The sequence below is a fragment of the Mesorhizobium sp. M1A.F.Ca.IN.020.04.1.1 genome (assembly GCF_003997315.1).
Taxonomy (GTDB): domain Bacteria; phylum Pseudomonadota; class Alphaproteobacteria; order Rhizobiales; family Rhizobiaceae; genus Mesorhizobium.
Window position 1 is genome coordinate 1 of record NZ_RZSN01000029.1, and the last position, 16402, is coordinate 16402.

15 protein-coding genes and 1 tRNA gene are annotated in these 16402 nt (G+C 63.4%); 4 read left to right on the top strand and 12 right to left on the bottom strand.

The genetic code is table 11. The annotated features are described in order from the left end of the window. From EOA49_RS09040 to EOA49_RS09070, 7 genes are all read right to left on the bottom strand, one after another. Nucleotides 1-648: sugar ABC transporter permease (locus EOA49_RS09040; protein ID WP_164749205.1), on the bottom strand; the 648-nt coding region annotated here is incomplete at its 3' end. A 186-nt stretch (nucleotides 649-834) separates the two neighbouring features. Next, nucleotides 835-2088 carry an ABC transporter substrate-binding protein gene (locus EOA49_RS09045; RefSeq protein ID WP_067002546.1) on the bottom strand — a complete coding sequence of 418 codons (1254 nt, stop codon included), beginning with the start codon at nucleotides 2086-2088 and terminating at the stop codon, nucleotides 835-837. Nucleotides 2089-2147: 59 nt separating this feature from the next. Then, nucleotides 2148-3659 carry an aldehyde dehydrogenase family protein gene (locus EOA49_RS09050; RefSeq protein ID WP_127240044.1) on the bottom strand — a complete coding sequence of 504 codons (1512 nt, stop codon included), beginning with the start codon at nucleotides 3657-3659 and terminating at the stop codon, nucleotides 2148-2150. A 10-nt stretch (nucleotides 3660-3669) separates the two neighbouring features. Continuing rightward, nucleotides 3670-4446 carry an enoyl-CoA hydratase/isomerase family protein gene (locus EOA49_RS09055; protein WP_127240045.1) on the bottom strand — a complete coding sequence of 259 codons (777 nt, stop codon included), beginning with the start codon at nucleotides 4444-4446 and terminating at the stop codon, nucleotides 3670-3672. Beyond that, on the bottom strand, nucleotides 4439-6040 hold the full coding sequence (locus EOA49_RS09060; RefSeq protein ID WP_127243125.1) for an acyl CoA:acetate/3-ketoacid CoA transferase: 1602 nt from the start codon (nucleotides 6038-6040) through the stop codon (nucleotides 4439-4441). The genes EOA49_RS09055 and EOA49_RS09060 overlap by 8 nt, the downstream gene beginning before the upstream one ends. Beyond that, nucleotides 6037-7053 (bottom strand): Gfo/Idh/MocA family oxidoreductase, encoded by a 1017-nt coding sequence (locus tag EOA49_RS09065; protein ID WP_127240047.1) that lies wholly within the window; start codon nucleotides 7051-7053, stop codon nucleotides 6037-6039. Before EOA49_RS09065 ends, EOA49_RS09060 begins: the two co-directional genes overlap by 4 nt. After that, a complete protein-coding gene (locus EOA49_RS09070) occupies nucleotides 7050-8102 on the bottom strand; it encodes a LacI family DNA-binding transcriptional regulator (protein ID WP_095800485.1) in 1053 nt (350 codons plus the stop codon). The genes EOA49_RS09065 and EOA49_RS09070 overlap by 4 nt, the downstream gene beginning before the upstream one ends. Nucleotides 8103-8333: 231 nt before the next feature. Between EOA49_RS09070 and EOA49_RS09075 the strand changes: the two genes are divergently transcribed. Then, complete coding sequence (locus EOA49_RS09075) at nucleotides 8334-9488, top strand: dihydrodipicolinate synthase family protein (RefSeq protein ID WP_127240048.1); 1155 nt, start codon at nucleotides 8334-8336, stop codon at nucleotides 9486-9488. Between the two features lie 466 nt (nucleotides 9489-9954). Here EOA49_RS09075 and EOA49_RS32575 read toward each other — a convergent pair whose 3' ends face one another. The 3 genes from EOA49_RS32575 to EOA49_RS09085 form a co-directional block, all read right to left on the bottom strand. Next, on the bottom strand, nucleotides 9955-10128 hold the full coding sequence (locus EOA49_RS32575; protein ID WP_164746704.1) for a hypothetical protein: 174 nt from the start codon (nucleotides 10126-10128) through the stop codon (nucleotides 9955-9957). A 126-nt stretch (nucleotides 10129-10254) separates the two neighbouring features. Further along, nucleotides 10255-10329 (bottom strand) — tRNA-Val (locus tag EOA49_RS09080). A 215-nt stretch (nucleotides 10330-10544) separates the two neighbouring features. Then, a complete protein-coding gene (locus tag EOA49_RS09085; protein WP_006199474.1) occupies nucleotides 10545-10907 on the bottom strand; it encodes a response regulator in 363 nt (120 codons plus the stop codon). A 165-nt stretch (nucleotides 10908-11072) separates the two neighbouring features. On the opposite strand from EOA49_RS09085, the gene EOA49_RS09090 reads away from it, so the two are divergent. Then, nucleotides 11073-12014, top strand: a complete 942-nt coding sequence (locus tag EOA49_RS09090; RefSeq protein ID WP_067002532.1) for an N-formylglutamate amidohydrolase — start codon at nucleotides 11073-11075, stop codon at nucleotides 12012-12014. A gap of 304 nt (nucleotides 12015-12318) precedes the next feature. Then, nucleotides 12319-13092 (top strand): histidinol-phosphatase, encoded by a 774-nt coding sequence (gene hisN, locus EOA49_RS09095; protein ID WP_127243126.1) that lies wholly within the window; start codon nucleotides 12319-12321, stop codon nucleotides 13090-13092. A 20-nt stretch (nucleotides 13093-13112) separates the two neighbouring features. Here the strand turns inward: hisN and EOA49_RS09100 are convergent, their stop codons facing one another. Next, the gene (locus EOA49_RS09100) at nucleotides 13113-14069 is read right to left on the bottom strand and encodes an alpha/beta hydrolase (RefSeq protein ID WP_127241436.1); all 957 of its coding nucleotides are present in this window, start codon (nucleotides 14067-14069) and stop codon (nucleotides 13113-13115) included. Nucleotides 14070-14532: 463 nt separating this feature from the next. Here EOA49_RS09100 and EOA49_RS09105 point away from each other — a divergent pair, with 463 nt between their 5' ends. Beyond that, complete coding sequence (locus EOA49_RS09105; protein WP_067002526.1) at nucleotides 14533-15000, top strand: Hsp20 family protein; 468 nt, start codon at nucleotides 14533-14535, stop codon at nucleotides 14998-15000. A gap of 180 nt (nucleotides 15001-15180) precedes the next feature. On the opposite strand, the gene EOA49_RS09115 is transcribed toward EOA49_RS09105, so the two are convergent. After that, nucleotides 15181-16233: a low specificity L-threonine aldolase gene (locus EOA49_RS09115; protein WP_067325909.1), complete on the bottom strand. Its 1053-nt coding sequence runs from the start codon at nucleotides 16231-16233 to the stop codon at nucleotides 15181-15183. Nucleotides 16234-16402: the final 169 nt, after the last annotated feature.

The window sequence follows — 16402 nt, forward strand, 5'->3', positions numbered from 1 at the left end:
CTTCATGATCTCACCGTCGATGCCGCGAAGCCCGGCCAGAAACATCGCCATGATGAAGCCGGAAGCCTGCCAGACGCCGGCGATCACCACCGTGTAGATGACGAAATCCTTGTTCTTGATCCAGTCGAAATGGAAGCTCGTCCAGCCCCATTGGTGTAGGGTCTGCTCGAGACCGAGGCCGGGGTCGAGGAACCACTTCCAGGCGACGCCAGTGACGATGAAGGAGAGCGCCATCGGATAGAGATAGATCGGCCGCAGCATGCCTTCGCCGCGGATCTTCTGGTCGAGCAGGATGGCCAGGAAGAGGCCGAGCGCCAGGCAGATCAGGATGTAGAGGAAGCCGAAAATCCCCATGTTGGTGATCGAGGTGTACCAGCTCGACGGCGGGTCGCTCTCGAAGGTCCAGCGCCACAGCCGCTGATAGGCGCGGGCGCCGGTGATGTCGTAGGATGGGAAGGTCTTGGAATTGGTGAACGACAGATAGATCGTCCACAGGATGAAGCCATAGACGAAGACGATCGTCGCCGCGAAGCTCGGCGCCAGGACGATCTTCGGCAACAGGTCCTGCAATCGCGAGCGGACGGAGGCGCCAGGACGGGCGTCATGTTCCGGCGTCAGCTTGATTTGGGTTTCGGCGACTGTGCTCATCGGCTCATCCAGTACCGGTTATTGGGGACCAGCCAGCGTGCGGCGCACACCAGGCAGCAATCCCGTATATCGTCTCGACAGGAGACCTCCCCCGCCGGAGCGGGGGAGACTCGAGTGGTTTTGTTTATGCAATTCCGAACGGAAAACCGCTATGCACTTTTCCTGGAATTGCTCCAGCAAAACGCCTTACTTGGCGTCGTCGATCGCCTTGACCAATTCGGTCACGGCTTCGTCCGAGGTCTTGATCTGGCCATGGACGAACTTCGAGATGACGTCCTTGTAGGCGTTGGCGACAGCCGGGGGCGCGCCGTAGCCCTGGGCCAACGAGCCGAACAGCTTGCCGCCTTCGTTAGCCGCCTTAAGGTCGGCGATGCCCTTCTTGCCGCAAGCATCGAAGTCGGTGTCCGGCACGTCGGTGCGGGCGGGGACCGAGCCCTTCACGACGTTGAAAGCCGACTGGAAGCTCTTCGACAGGGTGGCGGTGGCCAGAGCGACCTGGGCGGCCTTGCGGTCGTCCGGAACGTTGAACATGCCGAACATGTCGGAGTTGTAGATCACCGAGCCGTCGGTGCCCGGGAAGCGGTAGCAGAGGAAGTCCGTGCCCGGGGTCTTGTTGGCGGCGTGGAACTCGCCCTTGGCCCAGTCGCCCATGACCTGAACCAGCGCATCGCCCTTGATGACCATGGCGGTGGCGAGGTTCCAGTCGCGGCCCGAGAAGTTCGGGTCGACATAGGTGACGAGCTTGGCAAGGTTGTCGAACGACTTCTTCATCGTGTCGGACTTGAGCGACTCCTCATCGAGGTCGTTCATCGCCTTCTTGTAGAATTCCGGTCCGCCGGTCGACAGCACGACGGAGTCGAACATGGTCGCTTCCTGCCAGTTCTGGCCGCCAAGCGCCAGCGGGATGACGCCAGCGGCCTTGGCCTTGTCGAGCAGGGCGATGAAGTCGTCGAAGGTCTTCGGCTCGGTGCCGCCGATCTTGTCCATCACGGCCTTGTTGATCCACAGCCAGTTGACCGAGTGGACGTTGACCGGAGCCGCGACCCACTTGCCGTCATAGACGGAGAACTTCTGCAGGGCGGCCGGAACGCTCTTGTCCCAGCCTTCCTTCTTGGCGGTCTCGGTGAGGTCGCCCATGACGCCAGCAGCGGCATAGTCGAGCACGGTGTAGCCCAGCATCTGCGAGGCAGTCGGATAGTTGCCGGCCGCGACCATCGCCTTCAGAGCGGTCATGGCGGCGTCGCCGCCGCCGCCGGCCACCGGCACGTCCTTCCAGGCATAGCCTTCCTTGGCCAGATCCTGCTTCAGCACGTTCAGAGCAGCCGCTTCGCCGCCCGACGTCCACCAATGCAGCATCTGCACTTCCTTGACGTCCGCGGCATGCGCCGAGAACGCAAAGCTCGTCGCAAGAGCCGTTCCGATAAGCAGTTTGCGCAACATCTACTACCTCCCTTGTTGCATTCACATAACCGGCGGGGTGACCGCCGGGGTCTCCCAACTCAGCCAAGCCACCATCCGGTGCGCTGGCCGCGATGAAACTGGATTGTCTTTTCCTCGGTATAGTCCTCGACGGCGCGTTTGCCGAGTTCGCGTCCGAGACCGGATTGCTTGTAGCCGCCGAAGGGCAGTTCGGGATAACCCTCCATGAACGTATTCACCCAAACCGTCCCCGAACGCACACCGCGCGCCACCGACATGCATGTGTCGATGCTGGCGCTCCACACTCCCGCAGACAGACCATAGGGCGTGTTGTTGGCGATGTGCAATGCCCTTTCAATCGTTTCAAAAGTGAGCACGGACAGCACCGGCCCGAAGACTTCCTCGCGCGCGATTTCCATGTCCTCGGTAACGTTGCGGACAATGGTCGGATCGAGATACTGGCCGGCGTTGGAGGCGAGCTGTCCGCCGCCGCTGAAGACGCTGCCGCCGCTGGTCTTGGCCGCCGTCACATAGCCGGCTACCTTTGCCATGTGGTCGGCCGAGATCATCGCGCCGACCTTGGTGCGGTCGTCAAGCGGATCGCCGACTTTCACCCTCTCGGCCAGCGCCTTGACTGCGCCGAGAAAGTCGTCCGCGATCGCCTCATGCACGATCAGCCGACTGCCGGCATTGCAGCATTCGCCGGCGTTGAAGAAGCCGCCGAAGACTGCGGCATCCGCCGCTGCTTCGAGATCGGCGTCGGGGAAGACGATCTGGCCGTTCTTGCCGCCGAGCTCCATCGACACCTTCTTCAGCGAACTGGACGCCGCCGCCATGGTCATCTTGCCGACGCGGGTCGAGCCGGTGAAGGACACCATCTCAACCAGCGGATGGCTGACCATTGGCGCGCCGACATCGCTACCCAGGCCAGCGAGGATGTTGACGACACCCGTCGGCAGGCCGGCCTGCAGCAGGATATCGCCGAGCACGAAGGTCGACGCCGAGGTCATCTCGCTCGGCTTGACCACGGCAGTGCAGCCGGCGGCGAGCGCGAAGGGCAGTTTCTGGCTCACGATCAGGAAGGGAAAATTCCACGGCGTGATGATCGAGACGACGCCGATCGGCTCGCGCAGCACCACGCCCAGCATGTCATCGCCGAGATTGGCATAGCTCTCGCCATGGAGCGTGCGAGCAAGCGAAGCGGCATAGCGCCAGATGTCGACGGCGCCGCCGATCTCGCCGCGCGCCTGCGCGATCGGCTTGCCGGATTCCAACGCGTCGAGCCTGGCAATCTCTTCCAGTCGGCCCTCGATCAGATCGGCCGCTTTGAGCAGCACCGCGGCGCGTTCCGACGCCTTCATGCGCGGCCATGCGCCGGCCTCGAAGGCCTTGTGAGCTGCCTGCACCGCAGCGTCGACTTCCGCAGCACCCGCCTGCGCATAGCGTGAAACCGCAAAACCGTGGCCGGGACTGTTGCGTTCGATCGTGCGGCCGTCCCGGGCATCGACATGTTTGCCGTCGATCAGAAGCTTGTAGCTCTTCGGCGCCTGAGACGCTTCGACCGGCATGGAAATGTTAAGCGGTGCGTTCATCGTATCTTCTCTAGGATCTCGAAAAGTCCGGCTTGTGCCTGGCCTTGAAGGCGCCGACACCGGCCTTGAGGTCGCCGGTGAGCGCAATGAAGCCGCTGGCCAGCGCTTCCGTGGCGGCGGCGTCTTCCTCGCCTTCGGCAATGCCGATCATCAGCTTGGCGGCCTCGGTTGCGAGCGGACCACGCTCGGCGATCTTTTCTCCCCAGGCTTTTGCTTCATCCAAGGCCTTGCCGGTTTCGACGACGCGGTCGACGACGCCGACGGCGAGCGCCTCGTTCGCCAGAAAAATCTCGCCGCCAAGCGCCATGCGCCGCACGATCTGTGCACCGAAGCGGCGCACAGCGCGCTGCGTACCAGACCAGCCGGGCACGACGCCGATCGAGGTCTCGGGAAAGCCGAGCTTGATCTGGGTTTCGGCGACGCGAAAATCGCAGGCGGCGGCCAATTCCAAGCCGCCGCCCAGCGCATGGCCGGACAGCACGGCGATTGTCGGTTGCCGAAGCCGCGCCAGCCGGTCGAAGACACGATGGCCGTAGCGCACCCATTGAACCTGGAAATCGGCGGCGCTTAATTGTGCCCAGGCCTCGACGTCGCCGCCGGCGCAAAAACCCTTGCCTTCGCCGCTGATGAGCACGACACGGACACCCTCGGCCAGCTCGGCCTTGTCGAGCGCGGCTTCGAGCGCGCGCAGCATCGGAATGTCGAGCGCGTTGAACTTTTCCGGCCGCCTGAGCGTCACGGTACCGATCGCGCCATCCTGCTCGAAGGTGACGAGGCGCTCAGCCATGCGCGCCTCCAAGTGAAGCGCCGCCGTTGAGCGACAGGCCGATCGGCCGATCCTGATAGAGCGACGCCGGCGTGATCTTGAGGTCGTTTGCGACGGCGAGCGGAGTGTCGGCCTGCGCCAGCACATCGCGTTCGAGATCGATGCCGGGCGCCAGCTCGGTCACCATCAGCCCGGCCTGGGTCAGCTTCATCACACAGCGTTCGGTGACATAGGTGATGTCCTGGCCTTGCGCGACCGCGCGCTTGCCGGAGAAGGAGATATGCTCGACCTCCTCGACGATCTTTTTCACCTTGCCTTCCTGGTCGATGCGGAGGGTGCCGTTCGCCAGCGAAAGCTTGGCGCCAGCATTGAAGAAGCCGGAGAAGACGATCTTCTTCGCCCGCGCGGTGATATCGACGAAGCCGCCGGCGCCGGCCGTCACATGCGGTCTCGCCGAAAGCTTCGACACGTTGACCGAGCCGTGGCGGTCGATCTGCAGGAAGGACAGGAGCGAGGCGTCAAAGCCGCCGGCCTGGAAATAGATGAACTGGTGCGGCGAGGGCATGATCGCCTCGGCATTCGAGGCGCAGCCGAACTTGAAGTCGAGCAGCGGCACGCCGCCGACCGCGCCCTGCTCGATCACCCACGTGACCTTGCCGTGCTGGCCTTCCTCGAGAAGAATGCGCGGCACGTTGGCGGAGATGCTGAAGCCGATATTGACGGCCATGCCGTCGCGCAACTCCATGGCGACGCGGCGCGCGATCACCTTCTGGATGTTCATCTCCGGGGTGCGGAAGGTGGAGAGCGGCCGGAAGATCTCGCCCGAGATCGCCGGGTCGTAAGCCGTCTGCGTCGTCTGCAGCTGATCGGGCGCGACCACAATATGGTCGACCAAGACGCCGGGCACGCGCACATCGTGCGGCTTGAGGGTGCCGTTCTCGACGATGCGCTTAACCTGCGCAATGACGATGCCGCCATTGTTGCGGGCAGCCAATGCCTGTTCGAGACCGCCGAGATAGGCGCCCTCATGCTCGTAGGTGAGGTTGCCGCGCTCGTCGGCGGAGGTGGCGCGGATGATCGAGACGTTGGGGACGATGGCGCGGAAATAGAGCCACTCCTCGCCGTCGAACTGCTGCACCGAGACGATCGGCTCGCTGGCGGCGGCGTTCATGGCGCAGCCCTGGTGGCGAGGGTCGGCGAAAGTGTCGAGGCCGACCTTGGTCAGCACGCCGGGACGCTTGGCGGCCGCCTCGCGATGCATGTCGAAGAGGATGCCGGAGGGCACGTTGTAAGCCGCGACCGAGTTGTCGCCGATCATCTGCCAGATCCGCGGCGGCTCGGCGGAGGAGGGGCCTGACGGATACGAGCCGCAGAGCGTGCGTTTGAGCAGGCCAGGCTTGGCGAGATGGTCGATGCCCTTGATGCCGTACATGTCGCCGGCGGCGATCGGGTGCAGCGTGGTGATCGCTCTCGGATGCCCTTCCGCATCGAAGCGCTCGCCGATCGCGGCGAGCACGGCGTCGGGGCAGCCGAGGCCGCTCGAGGACGACACCGAGACAACCATGCCGTCCTTGATCAGGCTGGCGGCATGCGCTGCCGTGACGAGCTTGCTCACGCGAGGCTCCCGAGTTGCGGATCGATGATCACGGCCTTGCCGGTCTTCGATGATTGCAGTGCTGCTTCGGCGGATGCCAGCGACCAAATGCCGTCCTCGCCGGTGGCCGAAGGCTGGCCTTCGCCGCGGATCGCGGCATGGAACTGGCGCAGCGAGCGGGTGTAGAGGTCCTCGCGATCGAAGTTCAGCTCTTCCTCGCCATTTGCAGTGCGCAGCAGCACCGAGCCGACCGGCTTCTGCGTCATCACATCGGTGGCGATCAGCGAGCCCTCCGACCCATGCACTTCGAAACCGATGCCGGCGAACTTGGTCGTGAAGCCTTCATGCGATTGCGCAATGACGCCGGACTTGAAGCGCCAGATGCACATCGCGCCGTCCTCCAGCCCGCCGCCGGCCATGCCGGCCGACTGTGTGAAGGCCGAGATCTCGACCGGATCGTCGCCGAGCACGAAGCGCAGCGTGTCTGCATCATGCACCGTGATGTCGAGCACCACGCCGCCCCCGGCTTCAGGCCTGGTGATGCGCCAGCCCTGCAGGCTTTCAGGCAGATAGACGGAATGGAAGACACGCGCGGCGATCGGTTTGCCGATACGGCCGGTTGCGATTGCCTCGCGCATCGCGCGGTGCGCGCCGGCATTGCGCAGATGATGGTTGGTGCCGAACACGATGCCGGCTTTCCTGGCCACCGCCACCATCTTGCGCGCATCGGCGCTGGTCAGCGCCAGCGGCTTTTCGCAGAGCACATGCTTGCCGGCCTTGATGGCGGCCAGCCCCTGTTCGAGATGCAGCTCATTGGTGGTCGAGATGTAGACGGCATCAATGTCCGAGCCAAGCAGCGCATCGAGCGTCGAGACGGCTTTAGGAATGCCGTTTTCCTTGGCGTAGCCTTGAGCCCGCTCTGCGCTGGAGCTCATCACGGCGGCAACCTCGCCGTCGGCCTGCGCGCGAATGGCGTTGATCATGAACTGCCTGGCGATTGTGCTCGCGCCGATCAGGCCCCATCTCACGCTCATGCCGCGTCTCCCATTCCAGTGCCGTGCGCGCTGCGGCTCGGGCCGCAGCTTTCCCTGACGACGAGGCTGACCGCGCCGATATGGTCCTCGGCGCGCGTCGTGCGCGACTGGATCATCTTCAGCATGACGTGCGCGGCGCGCTCGCCGAGGCCTGGGGTGTCGACGGCGACGCTGGTCAGCGCCGGCATGTAGTGCTCGGCTTCGGCCACGTCGTCGAAACCGACCACGGCGAAGTCGGCCCCGGCCTCCAGGCCGCGCTTGCGCAGCGCGAGCATGACGCCGAAAGCGACGGCGTCGTTGAAGCAAAGCGCGGCTGTCGGCGGCTCGGCTGCCGCAAGCGCGGTCTCCAGGCAGGCCATGCCGCCTCTGCGGCTGGTCTCGCCTTCGACGATCGTTCGGTTGGCGGCCGGGATGCCAAGCGCCTCGCAGGCCTCGATGAAGCCGCCAAGCCTGTCGTGATAGACAACGAGGTCGGACGAACCGCCGAAGAAAGCCAGCCGGCGGTGGCCTTTGCCGATCAGATGCTGGGTGGCGAGATAGGCGCCGCGATGGTTGTCGGGCGCGATTGCCGGGATGCGGCTCTCGGGCAGGCGGCGCATGGCGAAGACGACCGGCACGCCGGCAGCCTCGATGCGGCGGAAGGCGCCGGGCGTGGTGCCGCGCGCCGGCGAGACGATCAGACCGGCGACGCCCTGTTCCAGCAGCGACTTCAGCACTTCTTCCTGGCGGACCGGATTTTCCGCGGTGTTGGCGATGAAGGGCACGATGCCTGCGGCCTGAAAGACGCGCTCCATGCCAACCGCCAGCTCGGCGAAGAAGGGGTTGGTGAGATCGTTGATCACCATGCCGATGACGTTGGAATGCGCCTTGCGCAGGTTGGCGGCGCCGCGGTTGTAGACATAGCCGACATCCTCGATCGCCTTGCGGACCTTGACCGCGGTCTCAGGCCGGATCAGCCCGCTGCCTTGCAGCACGAGCGATACCGTCGATTTGGACACGCCGGCCTCGCGGGCGATGTCCAGAATCGTCGCCTTGGCCCGGCTGGCCATATCCGTGCTTCCTCCGCGTCCGGCGCTAAAATTTATTGGAACGTTCTAAACATTGCGTCAAACCGGAGTCAACTGGGAATCATGTCGATTTCGAAAAATTGATCGATGGCCAGAAAATGTATGGTGTTTAGGGCCGCAGCGCTGCGTTGGATCGCTTCAGTCGCAGGGATCATAAAGGTTCTTGATTTATTGGAACGTTCCATCTATAGGCTGCCACAAAGGGAGATTTCGATGGACATCATCCTGCCTGCGAAGAATGGCGATCGTGTCGGCTACCGGCTGGTCGGCCAACCGGCGCAGCCCAACATCGGCGCGGATTTCCCGCGCCTCGCCTATGCCGCCGCCCATGTCGTCGCCAACCCCTTCGCCATGACCGATCCCTGGTCGCGGCCGGCGGTCGACTGGGACAAGACCATGGCATTCCGTCATCATCTGTGGCGGCTCGGCTTCCGCATCGCCGAGGCGATGGACACCTCGCAGCGCGGCATGGGGTTCGACTGGGCGAGCGCGAAAGAACTGATCCGGCGCTCGATCGCCGAGGCGCGCACGGTGAAAGGCGCCGATCTCGCCTCCGGCGCCGGCACCGACCACCTGACGCCGGCCGCGGCAAGGACGCTCGACGATGTGATCCGAGCCTATGAGGAGCAGTTCGCCTTCATCGAAGGCGAGGGCGGCAAGGCGATCATGATGGCAAGCCGCGCGCTGGCGGCCGCGGCCAAAGGCCCGGACGACTATGCCCGCGTCTACGACCGGATCCTCAGCCAAGCCTCCGGCAAGGTGATCCTGCACTGGCTGGGCGACATGTTCGATCCGGCGCTCAAGGGCTATTGGGGCAGCAACGATTTCGATACCGCCTTGGACACCGTGGTCGCCATCATAGAGCGGCACGCCGACAAGGTCGAAGGCATAAAGATATCACTGCTCGACGCCGGCAAGGAGGTGCTGCTGCGAGACCGCCTGCCTGAAGGCGTGGTGATGTTCACGGGTGACGACTTCAACTATCCGGAGCTGATCGCGGGCGACGGCAAGAGGCACTCGCATGCGCTGCTCGGCATCTTCGATGCCATCGCCCCGGTGGCCAACCCCGCGCTGGCCAGGCTCGCCGAGGGCGACCGGGCCGGCTATGACGCGCTGATGGCGCCGACCGTGCCGCTGTCGCGCAAGATCTTCGAAGCCCCGACGGAATATTACAAGGCAGGCATCGTCTTCATGGCCTGGCTGAATGGCCACCAGGATCATTTCACCATGGTCGGCGGCATGCAGTCGGCACGCGGCGTCTGCCACTACGCCGATGTTTTCCGCCTCGCCGATCAGGCGGGATTGCTGGCCGATCCAGATCTCGCCGTCGCTAGAATGAAAGCGCTGTGCGCCGTCTCGGGCGTCTGAGAGGGATACGCCTCTCGCTTCCCCTGCCGCTGGCGAAGAGCGTAACTTTGATATCGGGCTTGGGCCGGCAGCAGCCGAAATTCAGCTGGAAGGGGTGGGCACCGCCGTCATGGACCATCATTAGGCCGGCCGATCGGCAGTAGCGCACGTCCCGCAGGCCCAGGTTTAGACCCCAGGGACTTTGCGAGAAATCCGCTTCAACCGGTGCGGATCGATCTGCGGTTCTGTGTCGATGAGCTTCTGCCTCGAACGATTGATCACATCTCTCGTTTGGGCGAGGAGCTTCCTGTCGCTCTCGGCTTGAAGAGGGCGCGGACGTGGGTTGTCGGGAATTTGGTCTCGCATGACGCGTCTCCGGTCTTGGTTCAGACGGGAGCGCGGTCGCTGTCTCTCACCCGCCGGCGTCCTTTGCTAGTTGCCGACGATGAAGGTTAACTTGCGAGCGTCAGATCAGTTGCACGGTGCGTTAGATCTTCTGGGCCTTGCCGGAATATCCAGGCTCGCTCTCGGGCCGATTGCACCGGATCCGTCGCGCTTGTTGCCGTTCGGCATCGACTTCGGCTCGAAGCTGATACCGCTCGGCGCGCAATTTGATGGAATCTATATAGACCTTCCAGAAACGGTCGTCGTCTTCGGCCATTGCAGCCAGTCCCCATTTGGCGTGCAACGGAACGCGTCCGCTTTGGTTCCGGAGTGCGGTTGGAAATCTTCGCCCCGGAGTTTCTGTGCCAATCGGCACATTGGGTTAGCTAAGTTATTGAAAGGATGGTGGGCGTGACAAGGATTGAACTTGTGACCCCTGCAATGTCAATGCAGTGCTCTCCCGCTGAGCTACACGCCCATCCGAAGCCGCGCATACACCATTTTTGGTCCGGCGCGTCAATAGCAGGAACAAGAAAAGAAAGCTCCGTTTTGCCGCAGCGGCGGAAGCGCCGATGCCTAAAGCGCGTCGCGTCGAAACGGGTTCGAGTGACGCGCTTAGATCTTTGTTTTGTGGATGTCGTTTTCCCAGCCGCTGCGCCGTTTTGGACGACATGCGCCGGCCGGAAAAACCCTTTAGGCGGCCTGAAGCATCTTTTCGACCTCGTTGACGAGATCGCGCAGATGGAACGGCTTCGACAGCACCTTGGCGTCCTTGGGCGCCTTGGAATCCGGATTGAGCGCGACGGCAGCGAAGCCGGTGATGAACATGACCTTGAGATCCGGATCGATCTCAGTGGCGCGGCGGGCAAGCTCGATGCCGTCCATCTCCGGCATGACGATGTCGGTCAGAAGCAGCGAAAAAGGCTCTTCGCGCAGCCGCTCATAGGCGCTGGCGCCGTTGTCGAAATCGCTCACCTGATAGCCGGCGCGTTCCAGCGCCTTGACGAGGAACCGGCGCATATCGTCGTCGTCTTCCGCCAGAAGAATGCGTGCCATCGTATCCCGTCCGAATCACCCGCCCCAAGCCTGCCGCCGGGCAAGCCCGTTAACCATCCTGTATATGAGGAGGAGACGGTAAACATCAAGTGAACGTTGGCCTTGTCGCGACCACTTCGACTGTGCGTTTCGCGGGGCTGAAATGCTGGACATGCCGGACGCAAGATGGCAGTTTCGCATCATGATGCAGTGCTTCGTCCTGGTTCGTTCAAATTGAAGACGGCAGCCGAGGATTTTTCGGTCACACCACCCTTCGAAATCCGATCGGGCGCCGAGCAACGCGTAGCTTTCCTGTTCAACTCGCCGCATAGCGGCCGCCATTATCCCGAGCGCTTCCTGGCCATGGTGCGGCTCGACCGCAACGCCATACGCCGGTCGGAGGATTGCTATGTCGATGAGCTGTTCGGCGGCGCCGTCGCGCTCGGCGCGCCGATGCTGGCGGCAAATTTCCCGCGCGCCTATCTCGACGTCAACCGCGAACCGTGGGAACTCGATCCGCGCATGTTCGCGGAGCCGGTGCCGTCCTTCTGCAATATCCGCTCTGCCCGCGTCGCGGGCGGGCTGGGCACCGTGCCGAAGCTGGTGGGGGAGGGGCTCGACATCTATCCCGGGCGTCTGCCGCTCTCCGAGGCCGTGGGACGCATAGAGGCCGTCTACAAGCCCTATCACGAGACGCTGAAGCGGCTCTTGACCAGGACCCACGCCAGGTTCGGCTATGCCGTGCTGATCGACTGCCATTCGATGCCGGCCAGCGTCCGGGTCGGCGACAATGGCGCGCGGCCGGATTTCATCATCGGCGATCGTTTCGGCATTTCCGCCAGCGCGGCTCTAACCGAGAGGGCGATCGGCCTGCTCACCGGAATGGGCTACGCTGTCGCGCATAACAAGCCTTATGCCGGCGGCTTCATAACCGAGCATTACGGGCGGCCGGCGCGTCATCTCCACGCGCTGCAGATCGAGGTCAATCGCGGGCTCTACATGAACGAGCGGACATTCCAGAAATCGGCCGGCTTCGACGCTTTAGCCGACGACCTGACGCGGTTTTCGGCCGAACTGATTTCGATGCCCGGCCATCATTTCCTCGACCTGCCGCTCGCCGCCGAATGACGGTGGCGCTGGGAACCGCAGCTCAAAAAAAGACCGCATCGTTTTCACGACACGGTCGAAGTCTAGGGAGGAAACGCCCAAGGAGGGCATGGACAGGATAAGCTGTCCGAGAACAAAAGTATTGTGCGATGCACAAATGTCAATCGACTTCAGGCTTTTTTAATTCAATATGATGTGCAAATCCGGTTTCGGTGCCTGACGTGTGACTTTGAGGCAACAGGCGAGGGCGCCTGACCCGATTTCACGATCCGGTCCGGCAAGAAGACAGCGGCTGCGAGATGGTTGCCGCAACGGGGAGAGTGGGTTGGATATCAGCATCGACTTCATGCGGCGCATCGCGCGTGCCGCCGCCGCCGAGACCTTGCCTCGCTTCCGCAGCCAGGCCGCAGTCGCCAATAAGCTGGCGGAGAACTTCGATCCGGTGACGGAGGCCGATCGCGAGGCCGAGCGGGCGATCCGGGCGCTTATCTCGGCGGAATATCCCGATCACGGCATCCTCGGCGAGGAGCATGGCAGCGAGAACATTTCGAGCCGGCATGTCTGGGTCATCGACCCGATCGACGGCACACGCGCCTTCATTTCCGGCCTGCCGGTCTGGGGAACGCTGGTCGGACTGACGATCGACGGCGATGCCGTAGCCGGCCTGATGTCGCAGCCCTTCACCGGCGAGCTGTTCTATGCCAATGCCTCCGGCTCGCATTACGAAGGCCCGGGTGGCCCGCGCAAGCTCGCGACGCGCAAGACGACGGAGCTTTCGCAGGCGACCCTGTTCACCACCACGCCGGCGCTGTTCAAGGGCGCGGCGCGCAACCGCTATGACGCGTTCGAGAAACAGGTGCAGCTCGCCCGCTACGGCACCGACTGCTACGCCTTCGCCATGGTGGCGGCGGGCAGCGTCGATATCGTCGCCGATCCGGGTTTGAAACCCTACGACATCGTGGCGCTGATCCCGATCATCGAGAAGGCGGGCGGCGTCGTCACCACCTTCGAAGGCGGGCCGGCAGAAAACGGCGGCGACATATTGGCGGCGGCGACGCCGGAATTGCACGCCGCGGCAATGGCGGCGCTGCGCGGCTGATCCGCGGCGTCGTTCCGTGATCAGGCAGCGTCGCCGGTTCCCGGAACAAAAGCATCGAAGGCCGCCAGGAGCTGCTCGCGAAAGAGATCCCTCTCTTGCAGGATCTCATGATGCGCGCCGTCGATCATCAACAAAGAGCCGACGCGAAGCCGTCTGGCATAGGATTCGACCGCCTTGGTAGAGACCACCTGGTCGGCGCCGGCGGCGACGATCAGCGTCGGTACCTGGATCCTTGCCATGAAATCGGGGTCGCTGACCGCTTCCGCGGCTGCGGCTGCGGCCTTCAGCCAGCGGATGGTCGGACCACCGAGTCCAAGGTGGGGCCAGGCCCTGTAAATGTCGGTATTGCGCCGGTAGCGCTCCGGGTCGGACGTCACCTTGTTCATTTCGAAGGGCGTCGGCAATTTCGGGCGCGGCCCCCAGGCGGCATAGAGGCGGCCGAGGCCCAGCGCGCAGAACACCGCGCAGACGCGCCTTATGGTGGCGATCGAAACCCGCAAGTCGGGCACGGCCAGGAAAGGCGCGATCAGCACCATGCGCCGCACCCGGTTGACCATCGACGGCGAGGCAAGCAGCGCGATCACTGCTCCCGTCGAATGGGCGAGGATGTAATAGGGACCGCGGCAATCGGGCAGCACGATCTCCTCGAAGAACTGCTCGAGATCACGGGTGTAGTCACGGAAGCTGCGGACATAGCCGCGCTGCCGGTCGCGCAGCAGGCGGCTGGAATCGCCCTGGCCGCGCCAGTCGAGGGTGGCGACGCCGAATCCGCGGTCGGCGAGATCGCGGATGGTCTCGAAATATTTCTCGATGCACTCGTTGCGGCCGGTCAGCAGCACCACCGTGCCCTGGAGCGGGCGGGCGACGGTGGCGAAAACGCCGTAGCGGATCTTCCTGCCGTCGCGGGTGGTGAAGAAGCCGCCGGCAGCGTTCTGCGGCGGCGGATTGCCCTCAGTCAGATAGAAAAGGTCCGTCATTCGGCGCTTCGTTGATTGCTTCTTGCCCGAGCGGGCCAGGCGTCGCCACGGTGATAGACGCCCATGCGCCAAAAGCAAAGGTCCGGGATACGCGCTTTCCTGAACGGGAAGGCCGGAAGCACCTGCGGCGCGCTTCCGGCCTCTGTCGATCCGGGAGGAAGGGACGTTACACCCGGTCGGCCTCGTCGCGGCGCACCGATCGAGGCGCCGCATATCCGTATCGTTGACTGCAGCCTAGCGATCCCACGCTGAACGGATGCCCAAGCCTCGGTTCATCTGGCGTTCATCGAAACGAAAAAATCGAAGGGAAAGTTGGTGCGCGAAGTTCTTGAAATGGGCTTTTCCGCTTCCCAAATGGAGGTTGCGGCCGCCGATGTCGGGGCCGCTGGCCTATCCGGAACGCCTTTCGAGGGTTTCGTACCGGGTCAAACGCAAACCATGTTGCTCAACAGGAGAACACATCATGCGTCACGTTGATTTTTCCCCGCTTTATCGTTCGACCGTCGGTTTCGACCGGCTGTTCACCATGCTCGATACGCTCGGCCAGCCCGAGAGCGCGCAGACCTATCCGCCCTATAACATCGAGCGCACCGGCGAGAACGCCTATCGCATCTCGATGGCGGTTGCCGGCTTCTCGGAAGACGAGATCTCGATCGAGGCGCACCGCAATGTGCTGACCGTCAAGGGTGAGCGCAAGGAAGAGAACAATGGCGAGGGTTCGGAGCTGCTCTATCGCGGCATCGCTTCGCGCGCCTTCGAGCGTCGCTTCCAGCTCGCCGACCACGTTGAGGTCGAGGGCGCCACGCTGAAGAACGGCCTGCTCTTCGTCGACCTCAAGCGCAACATTCCGGAAGAGCTGAAGCCGCGCAAGATCGCGATCACCTCGTCTTCGGACAAGGCCAAGCAGATCGAGGCCAAGGCCGCCGCGTAAGCCGCGGGCTCCATGTAAGAAACGTCTCCCTCCCGAGACGAAAGCGGCGCCGAAGGGCGCCGCTTTTTTGTGACATTAATCCTGCGCCAGAAAATCAACGCGGCGACATTTCGCCGATGTTTTCTGGCTTTTTTGATCCTGCTTGGCCTCGAACTGTCGCTGGGGCCTTTGCTCGCCTGATCATTGCGAGAGGTGTTGGCCGAGACGGTCGATCTCTTGGGTGGTGGTGGCGAAGCTGGCGACGAAACGGTAGATTGCTTCCTTGTCGCCGAGATGGCCATCGAAACCCTGCGGCACGCCCCATTCATAGAATTTGGCGCCGGCGGTCTGCAGCTTTTCGGCAAGAGCGCGGTCGAAGATTGCGAACACTTCGTTGGCCTGCGGCAGCCAGGCGAGCCTGCCCGCCGGCGCGTCCTCGATCGTCTCGGCGAGATGTGCCGCCATCGCATTGGCATGCCGCGCCATCCTCAGCCAAAGGTCGTCGGTGAAATAGGCTTCGAATTGCGCCGAGATGAAGCGCGCCTTGGAAAAGGTCTGTCCGGCGCGCTGGCGAAGCAGGCGCAGATCCCGGCCGACTTCCGGGTTGAAGATCACCACCGCGTCGGCCATCCAGCAACCGTTCTTGGTGCCGCCGAAGGAGATCAGGTCGACGCCGCTCCTCCAGGTCATTTCCGCCGGCGTGACGTCGGTCGCGGCAATCGCATTGGCAAAGCGCGCGCCATCCATATGCAGTGGCAGCTTGTGCCTGCGGCTGACCTCGGCGATCGCCTTGACGTCGTCGACGGTGTAGACGGTGCCCACCTCGGTCGCCTGGGTGATCGTCACGGCCATCGGCTGGCCGGCCGGCGCAAGATCCTGTGAATAACGCCTGATGGCGTCGTCGAGAGCCTGCGGGTTGATGCGCCCCAGGGGACCCGCAACCGGCGTCGTACGAGCGCCGCCGGTGTAGAAGCCCATCGCTCCGAACTCGTCGACATTCATATGCGCTTCGGAATGACAAAGGGCGATGCCGCCGATACGGTTCAACGCCGCCATCGAAAGGGCGTTGGCCGCGGTGCCGGTGGCGACGAAGAACACTTGAACATCGCGCTCGAAGATCTCGCTGAAGCGATGGTAGACGGTGCGGTCCAAGTCGCCGTCGCCATACGCGGTCGCGATGCCGGCCGCGTGGCGGGAGAGGTTCGCCGAAATGTCGGGATGAACGCCCGCCCAGTTGTCGGATGCAAAGAACATCGAGAGGTCCGTATTGTGATTGGCAGAAAGCGGCGCGACTTGACTGCTTTGGCGCCCGAAGCGCAAGGGCCAATCTTTCGCAAAACGGTGAAGCCAGCCGGGCCGTAACGACTGACTAGAGGTTGCGTTTTCCGATCCCTTCGCGAAATTTTGTGTCGCGGCACGCCCA

Excerpts from the sequence above, each read along its gene's own strand:
- EOA49_RS09115 (WP_067325909.1), bottom strand. The coding sequence starts at position 16,233 with ATGTTCTTTGCATCCGACAACTGGGCGGGCGTTCATCCCGACATTTCG.
- EOA49_RS09065 (WP_127240047.1), bottom strand. The coding sequence starts at position 7,053 with ATGAGCGTGAGATGGGGCCTGATCGGCGCGAGCACAATCGCCAGGCAG.
- EOA49_RS09105 (WP_067002526.1), top strand. The coding sequence starts at position 14,533 with ATGCGTCACGTTGATTTTTCCCCGCTTTATCGTTCGACCGTCGGTTTC.
- EOA49_RS09045 (WP_067002546.1), bottom strand. The coding sequence starts at position 2,088 with ATGTTGCGCAAACTGCTTATCGGAACGGCTCTTGCGACGAGCTTTGCG.
- EOA49_RS09070 (WP_095800485.1), bottom strand. The coding sequence starts at position 8,102 with ATGGCCAGCCGGGCCAAGGCGACGATTCTGGACATCGCCCGCGAGGCC.
- EOA49_RS09090 (WP_067002532.1), top strand. The coding sequence starts at position 11,073 with ATGGCAGTTTCGCATCATGATGCAGTGCTTCGTCCTGGTTCGTTCAAA.
- EOA49_RS09050 (WP_127240044.1), bottom strand. The coding sequence starts at position 3,659 with ATGAACGCACCGCTTAACATTTCCATGCCGGTCGAAGCGTCTCAGGCG.
- EOA49_RS09055 (WP_127240045.1), bottom strand. The coding sequence starts at position 4,446 with ATGGCTGAGCGCCTCGTCACCTTCGAGCAGGATGGCGCGATCGGTACC.
- EOA49_RS09075 (WP_127240048.1), top strand. The coding sequence starts at position 8,334 with ATGGACATCATCCTGCCTGCGAAGAATGGCGATCGTGTCGGCTACCGG.
- EOA49_RS09100 (WP_127241436.1), bottom strand. The coding sequence starts at position 14,069 with ATGACGGACCTTTTCTATCTGACTGAGGGCAATCCGCCGCCGCAGAAC.
- EOA49_RS32575 (WP_164746704.1), bottom strand. The coding sequence starts at position 10,128 with ATGGCCGAAGACGACGACCGTTTCTGGAAGGTCTATATAGATTCCATC.
- EOA49_RS09085 (WP_006199474.1), bottom strand. The coding sequence starts at position 10,907 with ATGGCACGCATTCTTCTGGCGGAAGACGACGACGATATGCGCCGGTTC.